Source organism: Burkholderia sp. BCC1972, assembly GCF_905339605.1.
GTDB lineage: Bacteria > Pseudomonadota > Gammaproteobacteria > Burkholderiales > Burkholderiaceae > Burkholderia.
The window spans coordinates 77042-97297 of sequence record NZ_CAJPGH010000002.1 but is presented as its reverse complement, the minus strand read 5'-3'; the positions used below and the strand labels follow the sequence as shown (position 1 = coordinate 97297).

The window sequence follows — 20256 nt, the reverse complement described above, 5'->3', positions numbered from 1 at the left end:
CGATTCAAGCCAACAAGCAATCGCTATAGCGTTCCTTCATACGTTCAATAATTTATGATTCTCCTCAGTAGCTGGAGGCGACGACATTGAGCGGATGAACTCAAAGCATGCTTTCCGATATTTGCAGATCGAAGACGCACGGCGCGTTGCCGCCGAAGATCTTGGCTTTCGCGGTATCGGACAGATCGGGATGCGGCTCGACGAGTGAGCCCCCTGCTCGCCGAGTGGGAACGGATAGTCGTAGCCGAGCAACACGCGGTCCTCACCCATCGTGTCAAACAGCCGGCGTAGTACGCCACGGCAAGTCGCACGACGTGCCCGACGACGTCAACGACTTCTGGACGAACCGCAGCTTCCACCGCTACGCCGATTACGCGCTGTCGCCGGCATTCCACGCAGGCCTCGACCAGCTGATCGCACAGGGGCACGCACAACGCTGCGCGATCATGTGTTCGGAAGCCGTGTGGTGGCGCTGTCACCGTCGCATCGTGTCCGACTACCTGGTCGCGCGCGGCGAGACGGTGCTGCACATCATGGGCCCCAGCCGCGTCGAGCCCGCGCGCCTCACGGCCGGCGCGGTCGTCCGTCCGGACGGCACGATCGTGTATCCGGACGTCGAAGGTGACGCCGCCGCGCCTGACGAAAACACCTGACCGGGCGCGCGACACCGCACGCCAGCCTGCGCGCAGTACCGGCTTCCTGCCGGTGCGATCCTGCATTACCATCGGGCGTCCACCGCGCCTGCCCGCATCCGGCAAGCGGGCCCGCCACCTCTCCCGTTGCACACCGATGCTCGCTCTCATCATCGTCGCCGGCCTCTGGGCCGGCCTTCAGAACGCCCTCGCGGGCGGCGGTTCGTTCGTCACGCTGCCCGCACTGATCGTGTCGGGCATGTCGCCGCTCGCGGCCAACATCACGTCGACGGTCGCACTGTTCCCCGGCCAGGTGACGACGGGCTGGGCGAGCCGCAACATGGTGAGCGGCGTGGGCAGGCTGCCGTTTCGCGCACTGTTCGCGATCAGCGTGGCCGGCGGCGCGCTCGGCGGCCTGCTGCTGCTGAAAACGCCGTCGTCGATCTTCTCGCACCTGGTGCCGTGGCTCGTGCTGTTCGCGACGGTCGTGTTCGCGTGGGGCAGTTTCTTCCGCAAACCGGGCGCAGGCGCGCAACATCTCGGCCCCGTCGCGGCCGGGGTCTCGCAATTCCTGATCGCGATCTACGGCGGCTACTTCGGCGGCGGCATCGGGTTCCTGATGATGGCCGCGCTGACGATGGCCGGCCTGCCGCCGCGTCACGCGATGTCGACCAAGAACGCGCTCGCTGGCGTGATGAACGCGTCGGCGGTCGTGCTGTTCGTCACCTCGCCGCACCTGCACTGGCGTGAGGCGATCGCGCTCGGCGGCGGCGCAATCGTCGGCGGCCTGCTCGGCGCGTGGGCGCTGCATCGCGTGAACGAACGCGTGCTGCGAATTGCAATCGTCTGCATCGGCGCGCTGCTGACCATCGGGTTGTTCGTCAAACCGATCTGACGCACGCACACCGTTGCCGCGGCAGTCTCCGACTCACCGTCGGCGGCCCGGCACAAAGCGATCCTGCTCGGCGCGAGCCTCCACGATTTCCTGCTGCGGCGTCCTGTCCGGCCCGACCTTCGCGTTCACCCGAACGGCCGCACACCGATCAGCAGGCCGTGCAGGAACAGCGCGAACACGGCCCAAGCGACGAGTCCGGCCGCAACGGCCGCGACGTCACCGGCCAGCCCACCGGCCGGATAACGGACGCCGTCGCGGCGATCGCGTGCGCGCGACACGACGAAATCGACGATCGCCCACACGAAGAACGCACCGAACAGCACGACCGCGTGCACGGTGCCGTTCACGAGCAGGTGCGCGACCGCCCAGACCATCACGCCGGCCAGCATCGGGTGCCCGACGAGCGTCTTGATCCGGTTGCGCGGCACGTACGACGCCGCGATCAGCACGAACGCGACCGCGGTCAGCATGCCCGTCAGGTGACGCACGCCAACCGGCGACACCCACAGCAGCGTCGCGCCCGCGCGGGCGATCCCGTACCCCCAGACGATCAGGACGAAGCCGACGATCGACGCGATCGAATAACCGCCCTTCCAGCCCTTCTCGCCGATCCGCTCGATCGTCGTGGAGCGCCAGCCGTCGGCGACGATCCGGATCGAGTGCACACCGAGGAAGATCGCTAAACCGAGAATCAGGACGAGCATCGACTGTCTCCGTCTGAAATGATGAGTGGGGAAACATCCCGCGCGGCGTACGATGCGCCGTTCGCGGAGCCGGCGGCGAGGCCGGCGCGGGCCGCGCCAGGCACGGGCGCAACCCGCGCCGATCATAAACGCCGGGGCCGCCGTTGTGAAGCATGGAGGACGTGCGGCACGTCGAGCTCGATGCGTTCGACCGTCCGGTCGTGCGGGCCTGTGGCCGTTCAGCGCACCGATCGCCCGGTGATGGGTACGCCTGAAAGAAAGGACGGCGAAAAGCGCGAGGCTGCCGCTTTGCGCGACCGGTACTACGGTACTACGTCTGCTTGCGCTTCGCCGGTTGTGTCGGTGACGGCTCACGCGCGGATTTCGATGCCGGTTTGGCTTTCGCCACCGAGGCCTGCTTCGGCGTGGACTTCGACGCCGTCCCGGATGCCGTCTTCCGCGCAGGTTTCGGCGCGGATTTCGGTGCAGGCTTCGGCGCGGATTTCGATGTCGTCCCGGCACCCGCCTTCGACGCCGGTTTCGGCACGGCCCTTGCCTTGCGCTTCGGCGGCCCCGCCAGCAGCGCCGCGCGATACGCGCTGCGGCACCAGTCGAACAGCGCGCCCGCATCCTCGAGCACGTCGGCCGGCGTTTCGTAATAGCCCTCGAGCGCGACGGTTCGTGTGGGCCTTGAATACGAGAACGGCCCCATGCCCGCCGCGACGAACGCCGGACGGTTCACGTCGTCGACACGCAGGAACAGCGACCCGCGCGACATGAAGCCGAACATCACGCCATCGAGCCGCATCGCCGCCCCGCTGAAGAACCGTGCGACCTCGACCGTGCCGAGCGGCGCGAGCTGGTACGCGACCTCCTCGCCGTGCGCCTTCTCCGACTGCCAGCTCATGCGGCCACCTCGCAGCGCTGCGTCCATGCATCGAGTTCGGCGTCATCGAAACCGGCGGCCACCGCACTCTCGCGAATCTGCCGCCACGTCGCGCGGTCGACCGGGATGCCGGCGGCCCCGCGTGCGGCGCGGCTGGCGTCCTCCGGCTCGCCGGGCACCAGCACCGGCGCATCGCCGGCCTGCGGCGACGCCTTCGCCCACGCGACGAACGCATCGGCCTCGCGCTCGGCGTCGGCCGCTGCGAACGCGTTCGGGTCGATCAGCACCGACAGCATCCCGTTGACGATCGCGCTCGTCTTCTGCAGCGTATCGCCGTGCGTCGTATGACCGCCGACCAGCGCGCCGCCGAAGATCTCGCACATCGCCGCGAGCGAATACCCCTTGTGCAGCCCGAACGGCAGCAGCGCGCCGAACGGCTGTTCGTGCATCACGGCGGGATCGTCGGTCGGCTGGCCGCGATGATCGATCAGCGACCCGGCCGGCACGCGCTTGCCCTGGTTGTAGGCCACACGTGTCTTGCCGTACGCGATCGCGCTCGTCGCGAAATCGAGCAGCAGCGGCGGCTTGCCCGCCCGCGGATACGCTGCGCAGAACGGGTTCGTGCCGAAACGCGGGTCGGTGCCGTGCAGCGGCGCGACGAGCAGGTCGCCCGGCACGTTGACGAAATGGAACGACACGAGCCCCGAGCGCGCACACTGCTCGGCCCAGTGCCCGATGCGGCCGAGGTGGTGAACGTCGCGCAGCCCGATCGCGCAGATCCCCATGCGCCGTGCGCGCTCGATCCCTTCGACCATCGCCTCGAACGCGATCACCTGGCCGAAGCCGCGCCCGCCGTCGATCGTCAGCACCGCGCCGCCGTCGCGGACGATCGACGCGTGCCCGTTCAATTGCAATTGCCCTTCCCGCCACGACGCAACGTAGTTCGGGATCATCCCGATCCCGTGCGAATCGTGGCCCGCGAGATTCGCGCCGACCAGGTGATCGGCGACGAGCCGCGCCTCACGCTCGCTGCTGCCGGCCCGTTCCCAGAGTGCCGCGACGAATGCATGCAGCGGTTCGGCGCGCATGCGCAGCGGTTCGGTATCGGGCGTCGGCAGTGCGGTCATCGGCAACACTCCATCAGGTCGGGCCCGGTCGGGCAATCGGTACTTCAGGCGTAGCGACGATCAGCGCGCGGTCGCGATCACGTCGGCAACCGCTGCGGTCAGCTTCTTCGCGTACGGCACGTGCAGGAACTCGTTCGGGCCGTGCGCGTTCGACTTCGGCCCGAGCACGCCGCATACCATGAACTGCGCTGCGGGGAAGCCTTCCTGCAGCACGTTCATCAGCGGGATCGTGCCGCCGAGGCCCATGTACGCGCAGTCGGCGCCGAAGTGGCGGCGCGACGCGGCGTCGAGCGACGACGCGAGCCACGGCGCGAGATCCGGCGCGCTCCAGCCCGTCGCGGCACCTGCGTCCGGCTTGAACGTGACCTTCGCGTTGTACGGCGGATCGAGTTCGAGCAATTCCTTCAGCTGCTGCACGGCCTGCGCGGCATCGACGAGCGGCGGCAGGCGCAGCGACAGCTTGAACGCGGTGCGCGGGCGCAGCACGTTGCCGGCATCGGCGAGCGCCGGCATGCCGGCCGCGCCGGTGACCGACAGCGACGGACGCCACGTCGAGTTCAGCAGCGCCTCGCGCGGATCGGTCGTGGTCGGCAGCACGGGCTTGCCGTCCGCACCGCACGCCCACGGCAGCCCCTTCCACACCATGTCGCCGAGAATCGCGGCGGCTGCCTCGGCTTCGCGCACGCGGCTCGACGGAATCTCGCAATGGAACACGCCCGGCAACAGGTTGCCGTTCTTCGCATCTTCGAGACGTTCGAACAGCTGGCGCATCACGCGGAAGCTCGACGGCGCGATGCCGCCGTAGACGCCCGAATGGATGCCTTCTTCCAGCACCTCGACCTGCAGGTCGCCCGACACGAGGCCGCGCAGCGACGTGGTGAGCCACATCTGGTCGTAGTTGCCGGCGCCCGAATCGAGGCAGACGACGAGCGACACCTGGCCGAGCCGGTCGCGCAGCGCGTCGACGTACGGCAGCAGGTCGTAGCTGCCCGACTCTTCGCAGGTCTCGATCAGGCCGACGCAGCGCGGCCGCTCGATGCCCTGCTCGTCGAGCGCGCCGAGCGCCGCGAGGCTCGCGTAGATCGCATAGCCGTCGTCCGCGCCGCCGCGGCCGTACAGCTTGCCGTTCTCGAATTTCGGTGTCCACGGGCCGAGGTCCGCGCGCCAGCCGTCGAATTCGGGCTGCTTGTCGAGGTGACCGTACAGCAGGATCGTGTCGGTGCTGCCCGAGCGCGTGGCGGGCGTCTCGAAGAAGATCACCGGCGTGCGGCCCGGAAGGCGCACGATCTCGAGCTTCAGGCCCTTCACGGGTTGACGCTCGGCCCACTGCGCGGCATCGGTGACGACGCGCTCGAGGTAGCCGCGCTTCGCCCAGTCGGGGTCGAATGCGGGGCTCTTCGCGGGAATCGTGATGTAGTCGGTCAGCGCGTGGAGGATTTCATCGTTCCACTTGCGCTCGATGAAGGTAACGAGCTTGTCATGGTCGAGGACGGGGGTAGTGTCGACGGAAGTCATGGTGGGGGTGCCTGGATCGGGCTGACGAAAACCCAGATCATACGCCGATGCTCCCCCGCCGGCGCCTCCTTCCTGGCCGTTCAGACGACCTTCGGGAACGCGTCGCGCAGCCCTGCCGCGCAGGCCAGCGCGTCGTCCCACAGGCGCCGCGTCAGTGCCCCCGCATCCTCCTCGCGTGCGAGCGCCGCGGCCTCGCCCGACCACAGCAGCGAGAAATCGTCGCGGCCCTGCCGCTCGAACGCGCCGCGCAGCGGATCGACCGCGGCCGTCGCGAGCGGGAACGCGGGCGCGAGCGCACTCATCGGCCCCTGCTCGCGCATGAAACGCGTCAGCAGCCCGCGCGCGGGGCGGCCCGTGTACAGGTTGGTCATGCGCGTGCCGTCGTCGCGTGCGGCACGCACGGCCGCACGATGCTGCGCGGAGCGGCCGGCCTGCGGCGTCAGCAGGTAGCCGGTGCCGATCTGCACCGCGCGTGCGCCGAGCGCGAACGCGGCCGCGATGGCGCGCCCGTCGGCGATCGCGCCGGCCGCGATCACCGGCGCGCGCACCGCGTCGACGATCTGCGGCAGCAACGCGAACAGGCCCGGTTGCGCATGAATGTCGTCGGTCAGGAACATCCCGCGATGGCCGCCGGCCTCCGCGCCCTGCGCGACGATCGCGTCGACGCCGCGCGCATCGAGCCAGCGTGCTTCCTCGACGGTCGTCGCGGACGAAATGACCTGCGCGCCCGTGCGTCGCACGCGCTCGAGCAGCGTGTCGTCCGGCAGCCCGAAATGGAAACTCACGACGGCCGGCCGCAGTTCCTCGACGACAGCACACATCGCGTCGTCGAACGGCGCGCGGCCGGGGCCGCCCTTCACGCTGCCGGGATCGAGCCCGGCTTCCGCGTAGTAGCCGGCGAGCGCCGCGCGCCAGCGCGCGTCGACCTCGGCGTCGGGCGCGGGCGGCGCATGACAGAAGAAGTTCACGTTGAACGGCGCGGGCGTGCGTGCACGGATCGCCGCGATCTCGTCGCGCAACTGCTGCGGGCCGAGCGCCGCGCATGCGAGCGAACCGAGCCCGCCGGCTTCGCACACGGCGATCGCGAGCGGGCTCAGCGAGCCGACCATCGGGGCCTGGATCAGCGGCAAGCGGGAAGGTAGTGTCGTCATCGGCATCCTGGTTCGGAATGAACGGTCATCGTCATGTCGGTCGTCGTTGTCGTCGTCGCGCACGATCCACCCGGTCGGGCGCGCGCTATCGTCCGCCGCGATCCATCCCGCGCCGGTACGCGGCGGGGCTCGTCGCCGCGACGCGCCGGAAGTGCCGGCGCAGCGATTCCTCCGAGCCGAATCCCGCGCGCGCCGCGACCTGCGCGAGCGACAGCGCGGGCTGCGCCTCGAGCATGTCCTTCGCGACGTTCACGCGCTCGCGGATCAGCCACGTGAGCGGCGACATCCCCGTCGCATCCGCGAACTGTCGCTGCAGCGTGCGCGTGCTCATCGCGGCCTGCGCGGCGAGCGACGCCAGCGTGTGCGGCTCGGCGGCGTGCGCGCGCATCCAGTCGATCAGCTTCGCGAGCCGGTCGGTGCCGCCCGGCGCGACCGGACGCGGCACGAACTGCGCCTGCCCGCCGTCGCGGTGCGGCGGCAGCACGAGGCGCTGCGCGACACGGTTCGCGATCGCGCCGCCGTGATCGCGGCGCACCAGATGCAGCAGCATGTCCAGCCCCGCCGCCGAGCCGGCCGACGTGACGATCTGCCCTTCGTCGACATACAACGCATCGGGATTCACGCGCAGCGCCGGATAGCGCGCCTGCAGGCGTTCCGCGTAGCGCCAGTGGGTCGTCACCGTAAGCCCGTCGAGCACGCCGGCCGCCGCGAGCACGAACACGCCCGAACAGATCGAGCAGAGCCGCGCGCCGCGTCGATGCGCGGCCCGCAGCTTCTTCAGCAACGGCTCGGGCGGCAGTTCGTCCGGATCGCGCCAGCCTGGAATCACGATGGTGTCCGCGCGATCGAGCGTCGCGAGCCGGTACGGCGCGGCGACCGTGATGCCGCCCGCCGCGCGCACCGGCCCAGGCTCGCTGGCGCATACCGCGAAGCGATACCAGTCGACGCCGAGCTCGGGGCGCTCGAGCGCGAACAGTTCGACCACGCAGCCGAATTCGAACGTGCAGAGGCGATCGTAGGCGAGCGCGACGACGAGATGATTGTGCATGGCGCGATGTTACCGGAACTTGTCGATCGCGCCACTGCCGCAAAACCGGCCGAACCGCGATACTGCCCTTCATCCCGGCGCGTTCCGCGCCCTTCGACCCGGAGAACCTGCCCATGTCCTACGTCACCGACGTGCCCGCTGCCGACAGCCCCGCCGCCCTCGCACATTTCGAGGCCTCGCTGCGATTCGAGACCGATTGCTGGGACGTGCACGACGCGTTCGCGTCGGGCACGCCCGATTTCGTCCTGCTCGACGTGCGCGGCCCCGACCAGTTCGCCGCCGGCCATGTGCCCGGCGCACGCAACCTGCCGCACCGCAAGATCATCGAGAGCAAGCTCGCCGGTTACCCGGCCGGCACGCTGTTCGTCGTGTACTGCGCGGGCCCGCACTGCAACGGCGCCGCACGCGCGGCGATCCGGCTCGCGCGCCTCGGCCGGCCCGTCAAGCTGATGATCGGCGGCATGACCGGCTGGCTGGACGAAGGTTTCGCGTCGAGCAACGAAGTGCAGCCGATGAACGCCGAAGCCGGCTGATCGTCATTAAAAGCGCAACAATCAATTGCCGGCACACGAACGGAAAAAGCGCGACAATCAGCCTCATTGCAGTTCGGACGGAGCAGCACCATGCATGATGAAGTCCTGATTCAAGTGGCCGGTTCAGTCGCCGCGATCGCGATCTATTTTCTGCCGGCCGTGATTGCCGACAGGCGCGGCCGGCACGACAAGCTGACGATCGCGATGTTCAACGCGCTGTTCGCGTGGACCGGCATCGGCTGGCTGATGACGCTGTACTGGGCCTGCCAGCCGAACCCGCGCACCGACGTCGCGCAGGCGATCCTCGCGAAGCGCCGCGGCATCAGCATGCGGACCTTCTCGACCGGCCTCGTCGAACGCGTGCAACGCCGTGTCGCCGCCCAGGAGCAATGGGCCGAGAAGCAAGGCTGCCGTTAAGTCCCTTTTTCCCTTTCACCGTGCCGCGTCGAACTTCGGCATCCTGACGTTGGTCGACGCGCGGTAATTCCAGTTCAATCCCTCGTGCGGCGGCCAGCCGCCTGCGCGCAAGCACGCCCCGAACGCCCCTGCCGTCACCGCCCGCGCGATCCGCTCGCCCGGGCAGCCATGCGGCCCCGTGCCGAAACCGAAATTCGGCCCCGCCGCGCGGCCGGGCGTCAGCCGGTGCGGTTCGCGGTGCACGGCCGGGTCGCGGTTCGCTGCAGCGAGCACGACGAGAATCGCGTCGCCGGCTTCGACGGTCACGCCCTCGATCGTCGTACGCGCCGCGACGAAGCGGCGCGTGTTCTGCACCGGCGAATCGAAGCGCCCGACTTCGGCGACGAATGCGTCGAGCGCGGCGTCGTCCGGCACGGTGCGCCCAGCGTGGGCTTCCCCGTTCCAGGCCACCAGCGCGTTGCCGAGCCACGCGGCCGTCGCTTCACACGTCTGCGACAGCAAGCCGACGAGATTCGCGACCAGCCCGCTGCTCGCCTGCCAGCCCGACGCGCGGGCCGCCTGCTGCACGGCGGCGACGAGCGTGCCGTCGTGCGCACGCGTCTGTGCGACACGCTCGGTCATCCGGTCGAGCAATTGCCGTGCGCCTTCGCTCGCACGAGCCAGCGCCTCTGCATCCGACAACGGCGACAGCGCGGCGACGAAGTCGACAACCCGCGCCGCGATGTCGTCGAGCTGCGTTTCGTCGAAGCCGAGCAGATCGGCAACCGCGCAAACGGGCACGGTCATGCACCACGTATTCAGCGCGGCGGCGTCACCCGGCGCCGGCAACCGGCGCGCGGCAAGCTGCGCCGCGCGATCGCGCAGCGCATCCGTGTCGATCGGCGCGAACGCCGCACGCAGCGCCTGCTTCGGCACGTCGTGCCGCAATGCGCCGTCGTTCATGCGCACCAGCTCGCCGAACAGCGCGCCGGCCGTCGTGCCGCGCAACGCGGGCGGCACGGGCGTGTCCAGCGGGCGAACGCGGCAGGCCGGATGGCCGAGCACGGCCGTCACGGCCGACGCGCGGCTCGCGACCCACAGGCCGAGCGTAGCGTCGAACGCGAGCGGCGGCCCGTCGACGAGCGTCGCGTAGTAGGGATAGGGATCGCGGTGCGTCACCGCTGCAATGGGATCGGTCGGGTTCATGCGCTCAGTATCGATGCAGTGCATCGCCGCATGTTTCGGGTTCGCGTGAAATGTCGCTGCGCGGGTGCCGCGCGTCGCGGCATCGCAACGACAGGCAATCGTCAGGCGGCCGACCGGTAGCGGTGCGACTGCATGCGCATCCGGACGCGCCCGGCCGAAATCGCCCGCGGCTCGGGCACGACCGTGTCGTGAGGGAACATTTCCTGCCGGAATTCGCCGTTTTCGTCGAACCACTGGCAGATCAGCCAGTCGCCGTCGTCGAACACGACCGGCCCCGCATAGGTGACGGTCATGCGCGGCCCGCCGGTTTTCAGCGTCACGACATCGCCGACGCGAAACCTGACGCGCTGATTTTCTCGGTTCGTCATCGCTCTCTCGGATTTTATATATTGATATTCCCGGCGGCCCGCCGACCGGTCATTTTGAATATGCCGCAGATTATCAATCAAAAAACCCGACAGCAACTGCCAAAATCAAAAAAGCATCGCTCGGGAAAATGCAACGATGCGCGGCATCGGCACGTGCGGCGGACCGCTGCCCGCCCGATCCGGTGCGGTTTGCGCGGAGGATCGGGCCAAACGGGGGAAATGCGGGGAATAGACGATGGTTTTCGCGCCGCCATCGGCGGTTAATTCAGATGTGAAATAGATTGATTATTGTCAATCAACGTTTTCACTGGAAACGATCCCATGTTTTATTGACGATCATTCGCCGAACTGAATCGGCGAATTATCGGGTGCCGCGAACCAGCGGTTGATGTCGCGCCCCGGCACGGCCGTCTGCGCGAACGTGAACGTGCCGTCGCGCGCCATCTCGGTCGCGGCGCGCAGGAACGCACCGAGCGCGGCCCGCGCCAGCGCGCCGCCGACGCTGACGCGCTTCACGCCGAGCGCCGCCAGCTCGTCCAGGCTCAGCAGCCCGCCCTGCAACCCCATCACGACGTTCACGGGCGCGCCGACCGCCCGTGTCACGGCCGCGATTTCGCCGGCATCGGTGATGCCCGGCGCATACAGCACGTCGGCGCCCGCGTCGCGATAGGCGACGAGCCGTGCGATCGTGTCGTCGAGGTCGCGGCGGCCGTGCAGGTAGTTTTCGCAGCGCGCGGTCAGCGTGAACGGAAACGGCAGCGCACGCGCCGCTTCGACGGCCGCCGCGATGCGCTCGACCGACGCGTCGCGCGCGTAGATCGGCGCATCGGCGCGGCCCGTCGCGTCCTCGATCGAGCCGCCGACCGCGCCGGCCTCGGCCGCGAGCCGGATCGTTTCCGCCACCGTGTCGGGCGCGTCGCCGAAACCGTTTTCGAGATCGGCGCTCACCGGCAGGCCGCCCGCTGCAACGAGATCGGCAATATGGTCGAGCATCGCGTCGCGGTCGATCGCGTTGTCGGGCTGGCCTTTAGAAAATGCGTAGCCGGCGCTCGTGGTGGCGAGCGCCTCGAAACCGGCCATTGCCAGCAGGCGCGCGGTGCCGGCGTCCCACGGGTTCGGGATGATGAACGCGCCGGGGCGCGTGTGCAGCGATCGGAAAGCTTCGGCGTGGCGGGCTTGCAGGTCGAAACGGGTCATCGTGGACTCCCGGTTGGTGATGACGGGTGAGCTTACGCCGGTCGTGCACGCGACGTTTCAGCGATAGCCGAAATGTCGTCGCACGACCGGAAAAAGTCCGAGGCGCCGGATGCGCGCTGCCGGCCGCCTTCGCTTACGTCGATGCAGGCGCCTCGCCGTCGATGCCGAGCAACACGTCGGTGACGGCCTCGGAGAACCGCATCGTGCGGCCGTCTACCAGCACGGCGTCCGGTTGCGACGGATCGCGCGTCGCCTGCGGCACGCCATGTGCGATCAGCACGCGCGCGCATGCTTCCCAGTCGGGTAGGTCGGCGCCCTCCGGTTCGTTGACGGACGCCCACGACAACGTGCCGAGCGCGTCGCTCCCGAATCCGTGCTGCTCGCGCCAGCTTGCGCCGTGCGCGAGCAGGAACGCCAGCAGCTCGGCATCGCCGCGGAACACCGCATGATTGAGCGCGCTCGCGTCCCAGTCGCCGCCGCGCGCGGCGATCGGCCAGCCCAGTTCGACCATGACCTTCACCGCGTCACGCGAACCCCAGGCGGCGGCATCCGGCAGCTGCCGCAGCCGGTCCCCGGTCAGCGCCGCCGGCAATTCGGGATGCTGCGCCTGGATGCGCCGCGCGTCGTCGGCGTCGGCCCGTGCGCAGGCCGCCACGAACGCGTCGTCCGCGCCGAGCGCCTCTTCCGCGCCGGCGTCGCGCAATAGCGCCGCGACGTCGGTCAACCCGGCCTGCATGGCCAGCCGGTACGCACTGACGCCCGCCGGCGTGCAGGCACGGGGATCGGCGCCGGCCGCCAGCAGCGCGGCGACATGGCGCGCCGAGCAGCGCACGCCGATCGCGCGCAGCAACGGCGCGCCCCACGTCTGCGCGAGCCCCGCTCCGGGCGGCTCGTTCGCGTCGCCACCATGCGCGAGCAGCAGCTCGAGCGCACCCGCATCGTGCATGTCGAACGCACGCCGCAAGGCATTCGTGCCGCCCACCTGCGCGCCATGCTCGAGCAGCACACGCGTGCAGGCCGGATTTTCCAGTGAGTGATACAGCGATTCGCCGTCGTTCGGGTCGGCGCCGGCCTCCAGCAACATCGCCGTGAGCACCGGATCGCGATTGACGCCCGCGGCGCCATACAGCGCCGACAGCGGCGCCGACTCGTCAGGCTCGGCGAGCGAAGCCGGCGGGAACCGGTTGCCGATCCGCTGGTTCGGATCGGCGCCCGCGTCGAGCAGATGACGCGCGCAAGCGCGCAGCCTGACGGCGAACGCCGGAATCTGCCCGAGCCGCGAATGCGTGACCGCGACCAGCGGCGGCAGCTTCAGCGCACCGTCGGCACGCGCGATCCAGCCGGGATCGGCGGCCAGCGCCGCCTTCACGACGTCGAGATCGCCGGCCGCGCACGCGATGGCTGGATCGGCCGACACGAGATCGGGTTGGTCGAGCAGCAACTGCGCGGCGACGCGCGGCCGCGCCGCGTCGCCACCGCCGGTCACGTCGCCGCCGTAGGCCAGGCCGAGCCAGCGCCGGACCAGCAGCGACCGCTGCTGCCGCGCGAGCGCCTGTGTTTCGACGAATACGCCGAGATCGGCCCACGACGCGAAACCGTACTCGCGCGCAATGCAGGACTGTGCGTCGTGCAGGCGCAACCCGAGCGCGAGCGCTTCGTCGTGCGTGCGGTTCCGGGCGGCGGGGAGAAACCGGACGAAGCGGGCGACAGCCTGCGCGTCGCCTTGCCGGTACAGGCGCAACAACGCCTTGGCCTGCTTTTTCAGATGGTCGGGATGAGCGTTGGGAGGCAGCTTGTTCATGCGGATCCTCGTGCATAAATGGCCGAAGGTCCGCAATACCGCCAGCACAAAGGATGGGGGAAAGACTGGATTTGCTGCGACAGGTGGGTTCAACCCTTTCCGCGGACCCGGAAGCGACCTGCATCGCTGCCCGGTATCGTAGGCGACGGCCGGCGGCATCGTCAATCGTGCCGCCGGCGGCGCCACTCAGCCCGCGAGCCTCTTCGTCAGGAAAATGCGCGTGTGCCCGACCGGATAGTCCGGCAACTCGCCGAAGCGGACATAGCCGCGCTTCTCGTAGAACGGCCGCGCCTGGAAATCGAACGTGTCGAGCCACGCGCTGTGGCAGCCGCGCGCGACGGCCTCCGCTTCGGCCAGATCCATGATGCGCGTGCCGGCGCCCTGGCCGCGCGCGGCCTCGGGCACCACGAGCAGGTCGACGTGCAGCCAGCCGAACGCCGTGGCGCCCCACAGGCCGCCGACCACCGCGCCGGCCGCGTCGGTCACGACCACTGCCAGCGGCCGGAATTCGGCCGGACCTGCCTGGCTTTCGTTGAATCGCACGAGCGGCGCGACGATCTGCTTGCGGACCTCGGCATCGCCCGCATCGGTCACTTCGTAGGTGAACGTCATCGGTTACGTCGGGTTGAATCGAGAATGGGGAGCCGAAGCCGCATGTGCCGCGCGCGTCAGACGACGTAGGCGCCCTTCGCGTGCAGTTCCGCTTCGGTACGTTCGAGCTCCGCGATCGCATCACTGCCTTCGAGTGCGAGCAACTGCGCGACCAGCGCCTCGGCCATCGCATGCGCGGCCACCAGCGAAGGGAAGAACGACGGGCTGTCGTGCGTGAAGATCAGTTGTGCGTCCGCGTTCAGCGCGATCGGCGAGACCGCGCTGTCGGTGATCGCGACGATCTTGCTGCCCTGCGCCTTCGCAGCCTGCGCGACGCGCTTCGCTTCCGCGGAATACGGTGCGAAGCTGACGACCACGGTCACGCTCTGCTTCGCGATCGTCCGCAGCTCCATTTCGAGCGAACCGGCGACGCCGTTGAGCAGCGACACGGTCGGGCGGAACAGCCGGTAGCCGTATACGAACCCGAACGCGATCGGATAGCACGAGCGGAACCCCGCCACGTGCACGTGCGATGCCTTGCGGATCAACTTGGCCGCGTCCGCGAGCGCATGCTCGTTCTGCGCGGCGGTGGCCGACAGGTTGTGCTGCTGCGCGGCGAGCAGGTCATGCGCGAGCGACGCCTTCGCGTCGGGCCGCACGAGCGAGCGCGCGCGCTGCGTGAGCGGCTCGGGGCGCGTGCGCACGCGCGCGACGCACAGGTCGCGCAACTCGTTCCAGCCGGGGAAACCGAATTGCTGCGCGAACCGCACGAGCGACGCCGGCTGCACCTGCGCGCGCTGCGCGACCTTGCGCATCGACGACGTGGCGACTTCGTCGGGATGATCGAGCAGGAAGGCGGCGCCCGCCTGGAATTGCGGGCTCAGCTCGGAAAATTGCGCCCGGATCCGGGACGCGAGTTCGTCGAAATTGGCAGCCATCGTGGTGGGAACGGGAACCGGTCGTTCATGGTATCACCGGCCCCGCACGCACCGGTCAGCGCAGCACTTCGACGTGATCGGCGTCGACCTTCACGCTGCCCGACCATTTGCGCTCGAATTCGCCGGTCACCTTCACTTCGTTCTTGTCGCTGACGGGCTGGCCGGCCGCCCACAGCTTGTGGTCGATCTCGACGCGGATCGTGCCGGTGGCGTCGGCGAACTCGTAGTCCTCGCCGCCGACGTGCTTGACGATGCGCCCCTGCAACTGCACGTGCTGGTCGTCCTTGCCGTTGGCGAGCAGTTCCTTCACGGTCGTCGTGGTCAGCGCGGACGGCCCCGTGTATTGCGCGTAGACGGCGGCGGGCAGCGTGGCGAGCGCAACCGCCAGGATTCTGGCCAGGTGTTTCATGATGTCGGTCCTCTTCTTCGATGTGACGCCGCGCCCCGTTGAGCACGACGGCGCCAGATTACGGACCGTAAGATTAAGCAAACCTGAAGGGTCTGCCGAAGCGACATGGTGCCGCATTGGACGAGTACGAAAGGCCCGCCGCGCCGCGCCCGCATTTAAGCTTCGCCTAAGACGCGTGCGCTTATCATGGGAACCCCGGGCGTTGCTGCGCCCTGCTGAAGAGACACCAATCCATGCGCGTACTGCTCGTCGAGGACGATCCGCTGATCGGCAGCGGGCTCGAACAGGGCCTCAAACAGGAAGGCTTCGCGGTCGACTGGGTGAAGGACGGCGACGCCGCGTCGCTCGCGCTGCGCTCGACCGGCTACGGCCTGCTGCTGCTCGATCTCGGGCTGCCGAACCGCGACGGCCTGTCGGTGCTCGCCGCGCTGCGCCGCCGCGACGAAAACCTGCCCGCGATCATCATCACCGCGCGCGACGGCGTGCCCGACCGCATCGCGGGGCTCGACAGCGGCGCGGACGACTATCTCGTCAAGCCGTTCGAGCTCGACGAGCTGCTCGCCCGCATTCGCGCGGTCAATCGCCGCCACGCGGGCCGCGCGCAGACGACGCTCGCGATCGGCCCGCTGCGGCTCGATCCCGTCAAGCACCTCGTGTGGCTCGACGACGACGAAGTGCCGCTGTCGCCGAAGGAGTTCGTGCTGCTGCACGAACTGATGCGCGAACCGGGCGCGGTGATTTCGCGCGAGCAGTTCGAGGAGCGGCTGTACAGCTGGGGTGAGGAAATCGAGAGCAACGCGGTGCAGGTGCACATCCACAACCTGCGCAAGAAGCTCGGCCACGACATGATCCGCACGGTGCGCGGCGTCGGCTACCGGATCGGTGACGGCACATGACGCACGTGCAACGCGCGATCGCGCACTGGCGCAACGCGTCGCTGCGGCGGCGCCTGCTGACCTGGCTGCTGCCGGCCGCGTGCGTGATCGGCCTGGTCGCGAGCGCGGGCACCTACTGGGGCGCGCTGCGCGAACTCGACGACCTGCTCGACGACCAGATGCGCAGCATGTCGAAGCAAATCGTCGTCGGCCCGAACGGCGAGCTGTCGTTCAGCGACCACGCGAACGGCAAGCACGGCTTCGAGGCAAGCGACCCCGATGCGGTGCTGCTGCAGGTCTGGCGCAACGGCTCGCTGGTGTATTCGACCGACCGCGATTCGAAGCTGCCGCCGCCCGCGCAGAAGGGCATCGCGAGCGTCGACGTCGGCGGCCAGCCGTGGCGCACCTATGTGACGGAACGCGGCGGCACGACGATCCGGCTCGCGCAGGCGCGGCACGCGCGCTGGGAAGCGATCGCCGCCATCGCCGTGCACCTGCTGTGGCCGGTGTTCTCGATGCTGCCGCTGCTGGCCATCGGCCTGTGGTTCGGCATCGGTGCGGGGCTGCGGCCGCTGCGCACGATCGCATCGGGCCTGAAACGCAGGAATGCGAACAACCTCGAACCGGTCGACGTCGCGTCGATGCCGAACGAGGTTCGCCCGCTCGCGGAAGCGATCAACGACCTGCTCACGCGGCTCGACCGCTCGTTCACGCTGCAGCGGCACTTCATCGCCGATGCCGCGCACGAATTGCGCACGCCGATCATGGGGCTGTCGATCCAGTCGCAGCTGCTGCGGCGCGCGGCGACCGCAGAGGAACGCGAGCGCATCCTCGCGCAGATCCAGGCGGGCACGACGCGCCTCGGCCACCTCGCCGAGCAGTTGCTGACGCTCGCGCGCCTCGAACCCGATGCGCAGGCGGCCGCGTCGGCGTCGACGCCCGTCGATCTCGCCGCGCTGTGCCGGTCGGTGGTATCGGACCGCGCACGCGTCGCCGACGCGCACCAAATCGATCTCGGCGCGATCGTCGCCGCGCCCGTGATGGCGGCAGGCAACGTCGACACGCTGCGCGTGCTGCTGAACAACCTCGTCGACAATGCGATCCGCTATGCGGGCAACGGCGCGCGTGTCGACGTGTCCGCGCGCGTCGACGGCACGACGCCCGTGCTCGAAGTCGCCGACGACGGCCCCGGCATTCCGGAAGCCGAACGCACGGACGTGTGGGAACGCTTCTATCGCGGCGAAGGCGCGCAGGCCGTCACGTCGTCAGGCAGCGGGCTCGGGCTGTCGATCGTCAAGCGGATCGCCGAACAGCATCGCGCGACGGTCGCACTCGGCACCACGCAGGGCGGGCGCGGGCTGACCGTCACGGTGCGGTTTCCCGCACCGGTCTGATGCGCGCGTGATGGGCGGCTTTTCCACAGAATATGTTGGCAAGCTTGTGGACAACCGTCCATTAACGGCACCAAGCCCTTGATCGGAAAGCGTTTGTCGCGCATGCGCGGCAAATGCGCCGCGCGGCGGCGATCCGGTGCGCGATGCACCGCACGCGGTCAGCCACGCACCCGATTCAACCGTCATGCACAATCCGTCGCAGCCGATGGATCCTTCCTTTTCGATCCACCAAACAGATTGCGATCGACGCGGAGCCGGTCGTGCGCGTCAACGTGTTCACGCTCGCCCCTGCGGACGAAGCCGGCTTTCTCACCGAGTGGAAAGACGATGCGGAATTCGTGATCTGCACCGCGCAAGTGCGCGTGCGAAACGTGGCAGCGCGTGGCATCCACCGTCATCGCGAACGCGGACTTCTCCACAGAAAATGTTGGCAAGCTTGTGGATATCCTGCGCACCGCGACGCTAAACCCTTGATCCGATGGACTTTGGCACGCGTGATGCAGACGCGGCCCGGGCGCTGGCCGTTGCACGCCCCGCTTCGCCTCGGTTCGCATCACGACGCCACGACGGATGCACGCCGCGACCGCCGCACGCGTGCGGGCCGGCTGCCGCGCCACTTACCCACAGATTGTGTTGGCAAGCTTGTGGATATCCTGCGCAAGCATGCGCTAACCCGTTGATCGGCTTGCCATTCATGCGCGGCGCCACCGTTTCGGCAACACGCGGCGCAAGCGCGTGCGAAAGCGGACGATCCGGCGCAACGGCAACACGCTGCCCGCGCCTTGACGCCCGTGCACGTCACGCATCAAGATCATGCGAGCCGCACGCGGCCGCGCATCGGCGGCGTCGCGCCGCACCACGACACATCACCCCGAGGAAGACCATGGAACACTTCACCGCGTGGCAGTTGCTCGTCTCGCTCGTGCTCGTCGCCATCGTCGTCTATCCGTACGTCCGCATCGTCCGGCGCACCGGACATTCGGGCTGGTGGATCCTGACGATGTTCGTCCCGGTCCTGAACTTCATCATGCTATGGGTGTTCGCGTTTGCACGCTGGCCCACGGTCGACGATCGGCAGCGCTGAACATCGCGGCGACGGCCCGCGGGCTTGTCCACAGATTGTGTTGGCAAGCATGTGGATAGCCTGCGCATACCGCGACCAAGCGCTTGATCCGAAAGACTTTGTCCGCGCCGCTTCGAATGGGGCACGCGCGCGGCAAATCGCCGGTTGCGCACCCGCCCGTGGCGTGACACGCCGCCTGCCGTGCCGGTCGACTTGCTTGTCCACAGATTTTGTTGGCAAGCGTGTGGATAGCCTGCGCATACCGCAGCCAAGCGCTTGATCCGAAAGACTTTGTCCGCGCCGCTTCAAACGCGGCACGGCGGCGCGCGCGATGGCGAACGCGGCCGCACGCTGGCTTGTCCACAATTTTTGTTGGCAAGCATGTGGATATCCTGAGCATGCGCGACCTAAGTCGTTGATCGCACAACGTTTGGTCACGCGGGTCACGACTGCGGCACGGCGTGCATGCGGATCGCGCCGCGCACGCCGCACCGCGCCGTTCAACCGAACGTCTGCGCGACGATGCGCGCGACCGACGCGATCACGTCGTCCTTCGCCCGCGCATCGGCTTGCGCCTGCGTGTAGTACACGACCAGCACGATCGGCGCGCCCGACGCCGGCCAGATGACGCCGGCATCGTTCGTCGTCCCGTAGTCGCCGGTTCCCGTCTTGTCGCCGACCGTCCACCCGGCCGGCACGCCTGCGCGGATCCGCTTGTCGCCGACCTTGTTGCCGCGCAGCCAGGTGACGAGCTGCGCACGCTGCGCGGCCGGCAGCGCCTCGCCGAGCGTGAGCACGCGCATGCTCGCGGCCATCGCGGCGGGCGTCGTCGTGTCGCGCGGGTCGCCCGGCAACGCGGTATTCAGTTCGGTCTCCCATCGATCGAGCCGGAACGCGTCGTCGCCGATCGATCGCGCGAACGCGGTCACGGCGGACGGGCCGCCGATCAGCTTCATCAGCAGGTTCGCAGCCGAGTTGTCGCTGTACTGGATCGCGGCCTCGCACAGCGCGGCGACCGTCATGCCCGTGCCGACATGCTTCCCGGACACCGGCGAATAGTTGACGAGGTCGGCCTGCGTGTACGTGACGTGCTGTTGCAGCAGGCCCGGGCGATCGACGCTCTGCGCCAGCACCGCCGCGCTCAGCATCGCCTTGAACGTACTGCAGAACGGGAATCGCTCGCCCGAGCGATGTTCGACGACGCGGCCGCGCGCGGTGTCGATCGCGTACACGCCGAGACGGCCGCCCGCGTCGCGCTCGAGATCGGCAATCGCCGCCCCGGCAGCCGCGGGCGCCACGGCGTCCGCAGCCGCCGCTGCCTGACTGGCCGCATCCGGCGCCGTGGCCTGCCGCAATGCGCACGCGGTGGCGGTGAGAACGACCGGCGCCGTCGCGGCGGCCAGCAACAGGGTTCGACGTTTCGATGAGTAGGTCATGTCGGTTGTCTCGTGGTGGAATGGCGGCGAATCGAGGTTGAAACGGCCGGCCGCCGAGACAGCACTATCGAGACTTTACGGTTGCCTGACAAGCAACGATAATTGAGCGCTG

Annotated in this window: 21 protein-coding genes and 2 pseudogenes; 8 read left to right on the top strand and 15 right to left on the bottom strand. The window is 68.9% G+C overall.

Translation table 11 applies throughout. The features are described 5' to 3' along the window. Positions 1-100: 100 nt before the first annotated feature. A pseudogene (locus tag U5798_RS03940) lies at positions 101-291 on the bottom strand (amidohydrolase family protein); the annotation flags it as partial. 8 nt (positions 292-299) lie between these two features. On the opposite strand from U5798_RS03940, the pseudogene U5798_RS03935 reads away from it, so the two are divergent. Both U5798_RS03935 and U5798_RS03930 read left to right on the top strand, forming a co-directional pair. Beyond that, a pseudogene (locus U5798_RS03935) lies at positions 300-653 on the top strand (DUF488 family protein); the annotation flags it as partial. Positions 654-789: 136 nt separating this feature from the next. Continuing rightward, positions 790-1527, top strand: a complete 738-nt coding sequence (locus U5798_RS03930) for a sulfite exporter TauE/SafE family protein (RefSeq protein ID WP_322081259.1) — start codon at positions 790-792, stop codon at positions 1525-1527. Positions 1528-1652: 125 nt separating this feature from the next. On the opposite strand, the gene U5798_RS03925 is transcribed toward U5798_RS03930, so the two are convergent. The 6 genes from U5798_RS03925 to ftrA form a co-directional block, all read right to left on the bottom strand. Beyond that, positions 1653-2231, bottom strand: a complete 579-nt coding sequence (locus U5798_RS03925) for an NnrU family protein (protein WP_124449563.1) — start codon at positions 2229-2231, stop codon at positions 1653-1655. Between the two features lie 310 nt (positions 2232-2541). Next, positions 2542-3117 (bottom strand): TfoX/Sxy family protein, encoded by a 576-nt coding sequence (locus U5798_RS03920; RefSeq protein ID WP_322081258.1) that lies wholly within the window; start codon positions 3115-3117, stop codon positions 2542-2544. Next, positions 3114-4223 carry a malate/lactate/ureidoglycolate dehydrogenase gene (locus U5798_RS03915; RefSeq protein ID WP_322081257.1) on the bottom strand — a complete coding sequence of 370 codons (1110 nt, stop codon included), beginning with the start codon at positions 4221-4223 and terminating at the stop codon, positions 3114-3116. Before U5798_RS03915 ends, U5798_RS03920 begins: the two co-directional genes overlap by 4 nt. A gap of 60 nt (positions 4224-4283) precedes the next feature. Then, positions 4284-5738 carry a M20 family metallopeptidase gene (locus U5798_RS03910; RefSeq protein WP_124449557.1) on the bottom strand — a complete coding sequence of 485 codons (1455 nt, stop codon included), beginning with the start codon at positions 5736-5738 and terminating at the stop codon, positions 4284-4286. A gap of 80 nt (positions 5739-5818) precedes the next feature. Continuing rightward, positions 5819-6889 carry a nitronate monooxygenase gene (locus U5798_RS03905; RefSeq protein WP_322081256.1) on the bottom strand — a complete coding sequence of 357 codons (1071 nt, stop codon included), beginning with the start codon at positions 6887-6889 and terminating at the stop codon, positions 5819-5821. An 85-nt stretch (positions 6890-6974) separates the two neighbouring features. Further along, positions 6975-7937, bottom strand: coding sequence for a transcriptional regulator FtrA (gene ftrA, locus U5798_RS03900; protein ID WP_124449553.1), 963 nt, complete (start codon positions 7935-7937; stop codon positions 6975-6977). A 113-nt stretch (positions 7938-8050) separates the two neighbouring features. On the opposite strand from ftrA, the gene U5798_RS03895 reads away from it, so the two are divergent. Both U5798_RS03895 and U5798_RS03890 read left to right on the top strand, forming a co-directional pair. Beyond that, the gene (locus U5798_RS03895; protein WP_322081255.1) at positions 8051-8470 is read left to right on the top strand and encodes a rhodanese-like domain-containing protein; all 420 of its coding nucleotides are present in this window, start codon (positions 8051-8053) and stop codon (positions 8468-8470) included. 90 nt (positions 8471-8560) lie between these two features. Then, on the top strand, positions 8561-8887 hold the full coding sequence (locus tag U5798_RS03890; RefSeq protein ID WP_124449549.1) for a superinfection immunity protein: 327 nt from the start codon (positions 8561-8563) through the stop codon (positions 8885-8887). Between the two features lie 15 nt (positions 8888-8902). Here the strand turns inward: U5798_RS03890 and U5798_RS03885 are convergent, their stop codons facing one another. The 7 genes from U5798_RS03885 to U5798_RS03855 form a co-directional block, all read right to left on the bottom strand. Next, a complete protein-coding gene (locus U5798_RS03885) occupies positions 8903-10072 on the bottom strand; it encodes a cytochrome P450 (RefSeq protein ID WP_322081254.1) in 1170 nt (389 codons plus the stop codon). Between the two features lie 101 nt (positions 10073-10173). Continuing rightward, positions 10174-10440 (bottom strand): YodC family protein, encoded by a 267-nt coding sequence (locus tag U5798_RS03880; RefSeq protein ID WP_011354382.1) that lies wholly within the window; start codon positions 10438-10440, stop codon positions 10174-10176. A 336-nt stretch (positions 10441-10776) separates the two neighbouring features. Next, positions 10777-11637 carry an isocitrate lyase/PEP mutase family protein gene (locus tag U5798_RS03875; protein WP_124449546.1) on the bottom strand — a complete coding sequence of 287 codons (861 nt, stop codon included), beginning with the start codon at positions 11635-11637 and terminating at the stop codon, positions 10777-10779. Positions 11638-11770: 133 nt separating this feature from the next. Beyond that, entirely contained in the window at positions 11771-13438 is a 1668-nt protein-coding gene (locus U5798_RS03870; RefSeq protein WP_322081253.1) for a hypothetical protein, read from the bottom strand. A 186-nt stretch (positions 13439-13624) separates the two neighbouring features. Further along, positions 13625-14050: a GNAT family N-acetyltransferase gene (locus tag U5798_RS03865; RefSeq protein WP_322081252.1), complete on the bottom strand. Its 426-nt coding sequence runs from the start codon at positions 14048-14050 to the stop codon at positions 13625-13627. A gap of 56 nt (positions 14051-14106) precedes the next feature. Then, positions 14107-14967 (bottom strand): MurR/RpiR family transcriptional regulator, encoded by an 861-nt coding sequence (locus U5798_RS03860; RefSeq protein WP_124449540.1) that lies wholly within the window; start codon positions 14965-14967, stop codon positions 14107-14109. Positions 14968-15022: 55 nt separating this feature from the next. After that, positions 15023-15376 (bottom strand): YgiW/YdeI family stress tolerance OB fold protein, encoded by a 354-nt coding sequence (locus U5798_RS03855; protein WP_034189342.1) that lies wholly within the window; start codon positions 15374-15376, stop codon positions 15023-15025. 233 nt (positions 15377-15609) lie between these two features. Between U5798_RS03855 and U5798_RS03850 the strand changes: the two genes are divergently transcribed. The 4 genes from U5798_RS03850 (at position 15610) to U5798_RS03835 (ending at position 18729) form a co-directional block, all read left to right on the top strand. Continuing rightward, the gene (locus U5798_RS03850; RefSeq protein WP_124449538.1) at positions 15610-16272 is read left to right on the top strand and encodes a response regulator; all 663 of its coding nucleotides are present in this window, start codon (positions 15610-15612) and stop codon (positions 16270-16272) included. Continuing rightward, complete coding sequence (locus tag U5798_RS03845; RefSeq protein WP_322081251.1) at positions 16269-17645, top strand: sensor histidine kinase; 1377 nt, start codon at positions 16269-16271, stop codon at positions 17643-17645. The genes U5798_RS03850 and U5798_RS03845 overlap by 4 nt, the downstream gene beginning before the upstream one ends. 260 nt (positions 17646-17905) lie before the next feature. Then, the gene (locus U5798_RS37115) at positions 17906-18325 is read left to right on the top strand and encodes a hypothetical protein (RefSeq protein ID WP_415859486.1); all 420 of its coding nucleotides are present in this window, start codon (positions 17906-17908) and stop codon (positions 18323-18325) included. A 203-nt stretch (positions 18326-18528) separates the two neighbouring features. Next, complete coding sequence (locus tag U5798_RS03835) at positions 18529-18729, top strand: hypothetical protein (protein WP_176050028.1); 201 nt, start codon at positions 18529-18531, stop codon at positions 18727-18729. A gap of 479 nt (positions 18730-19208) precedes the next feature. Here U5798_RS03835 and blaPEN-bcc read toward each other — a convergent pair whose 3' ends face one another. Further along, positions 19209-20144: a PEN family class A beta-lactamase, Bcc-type gene (blaPEN-bcc, locus tag U5798_RS03830; RefSeq protein ID WP_322081250.1), complete on the bottom strand. Its 936-nt coding sequence runs from the start codon at positions 20142-20144 to the stop codon at positions 19209-19211. Positions 20145-20256: the final 112 nt, after the last annotated feature.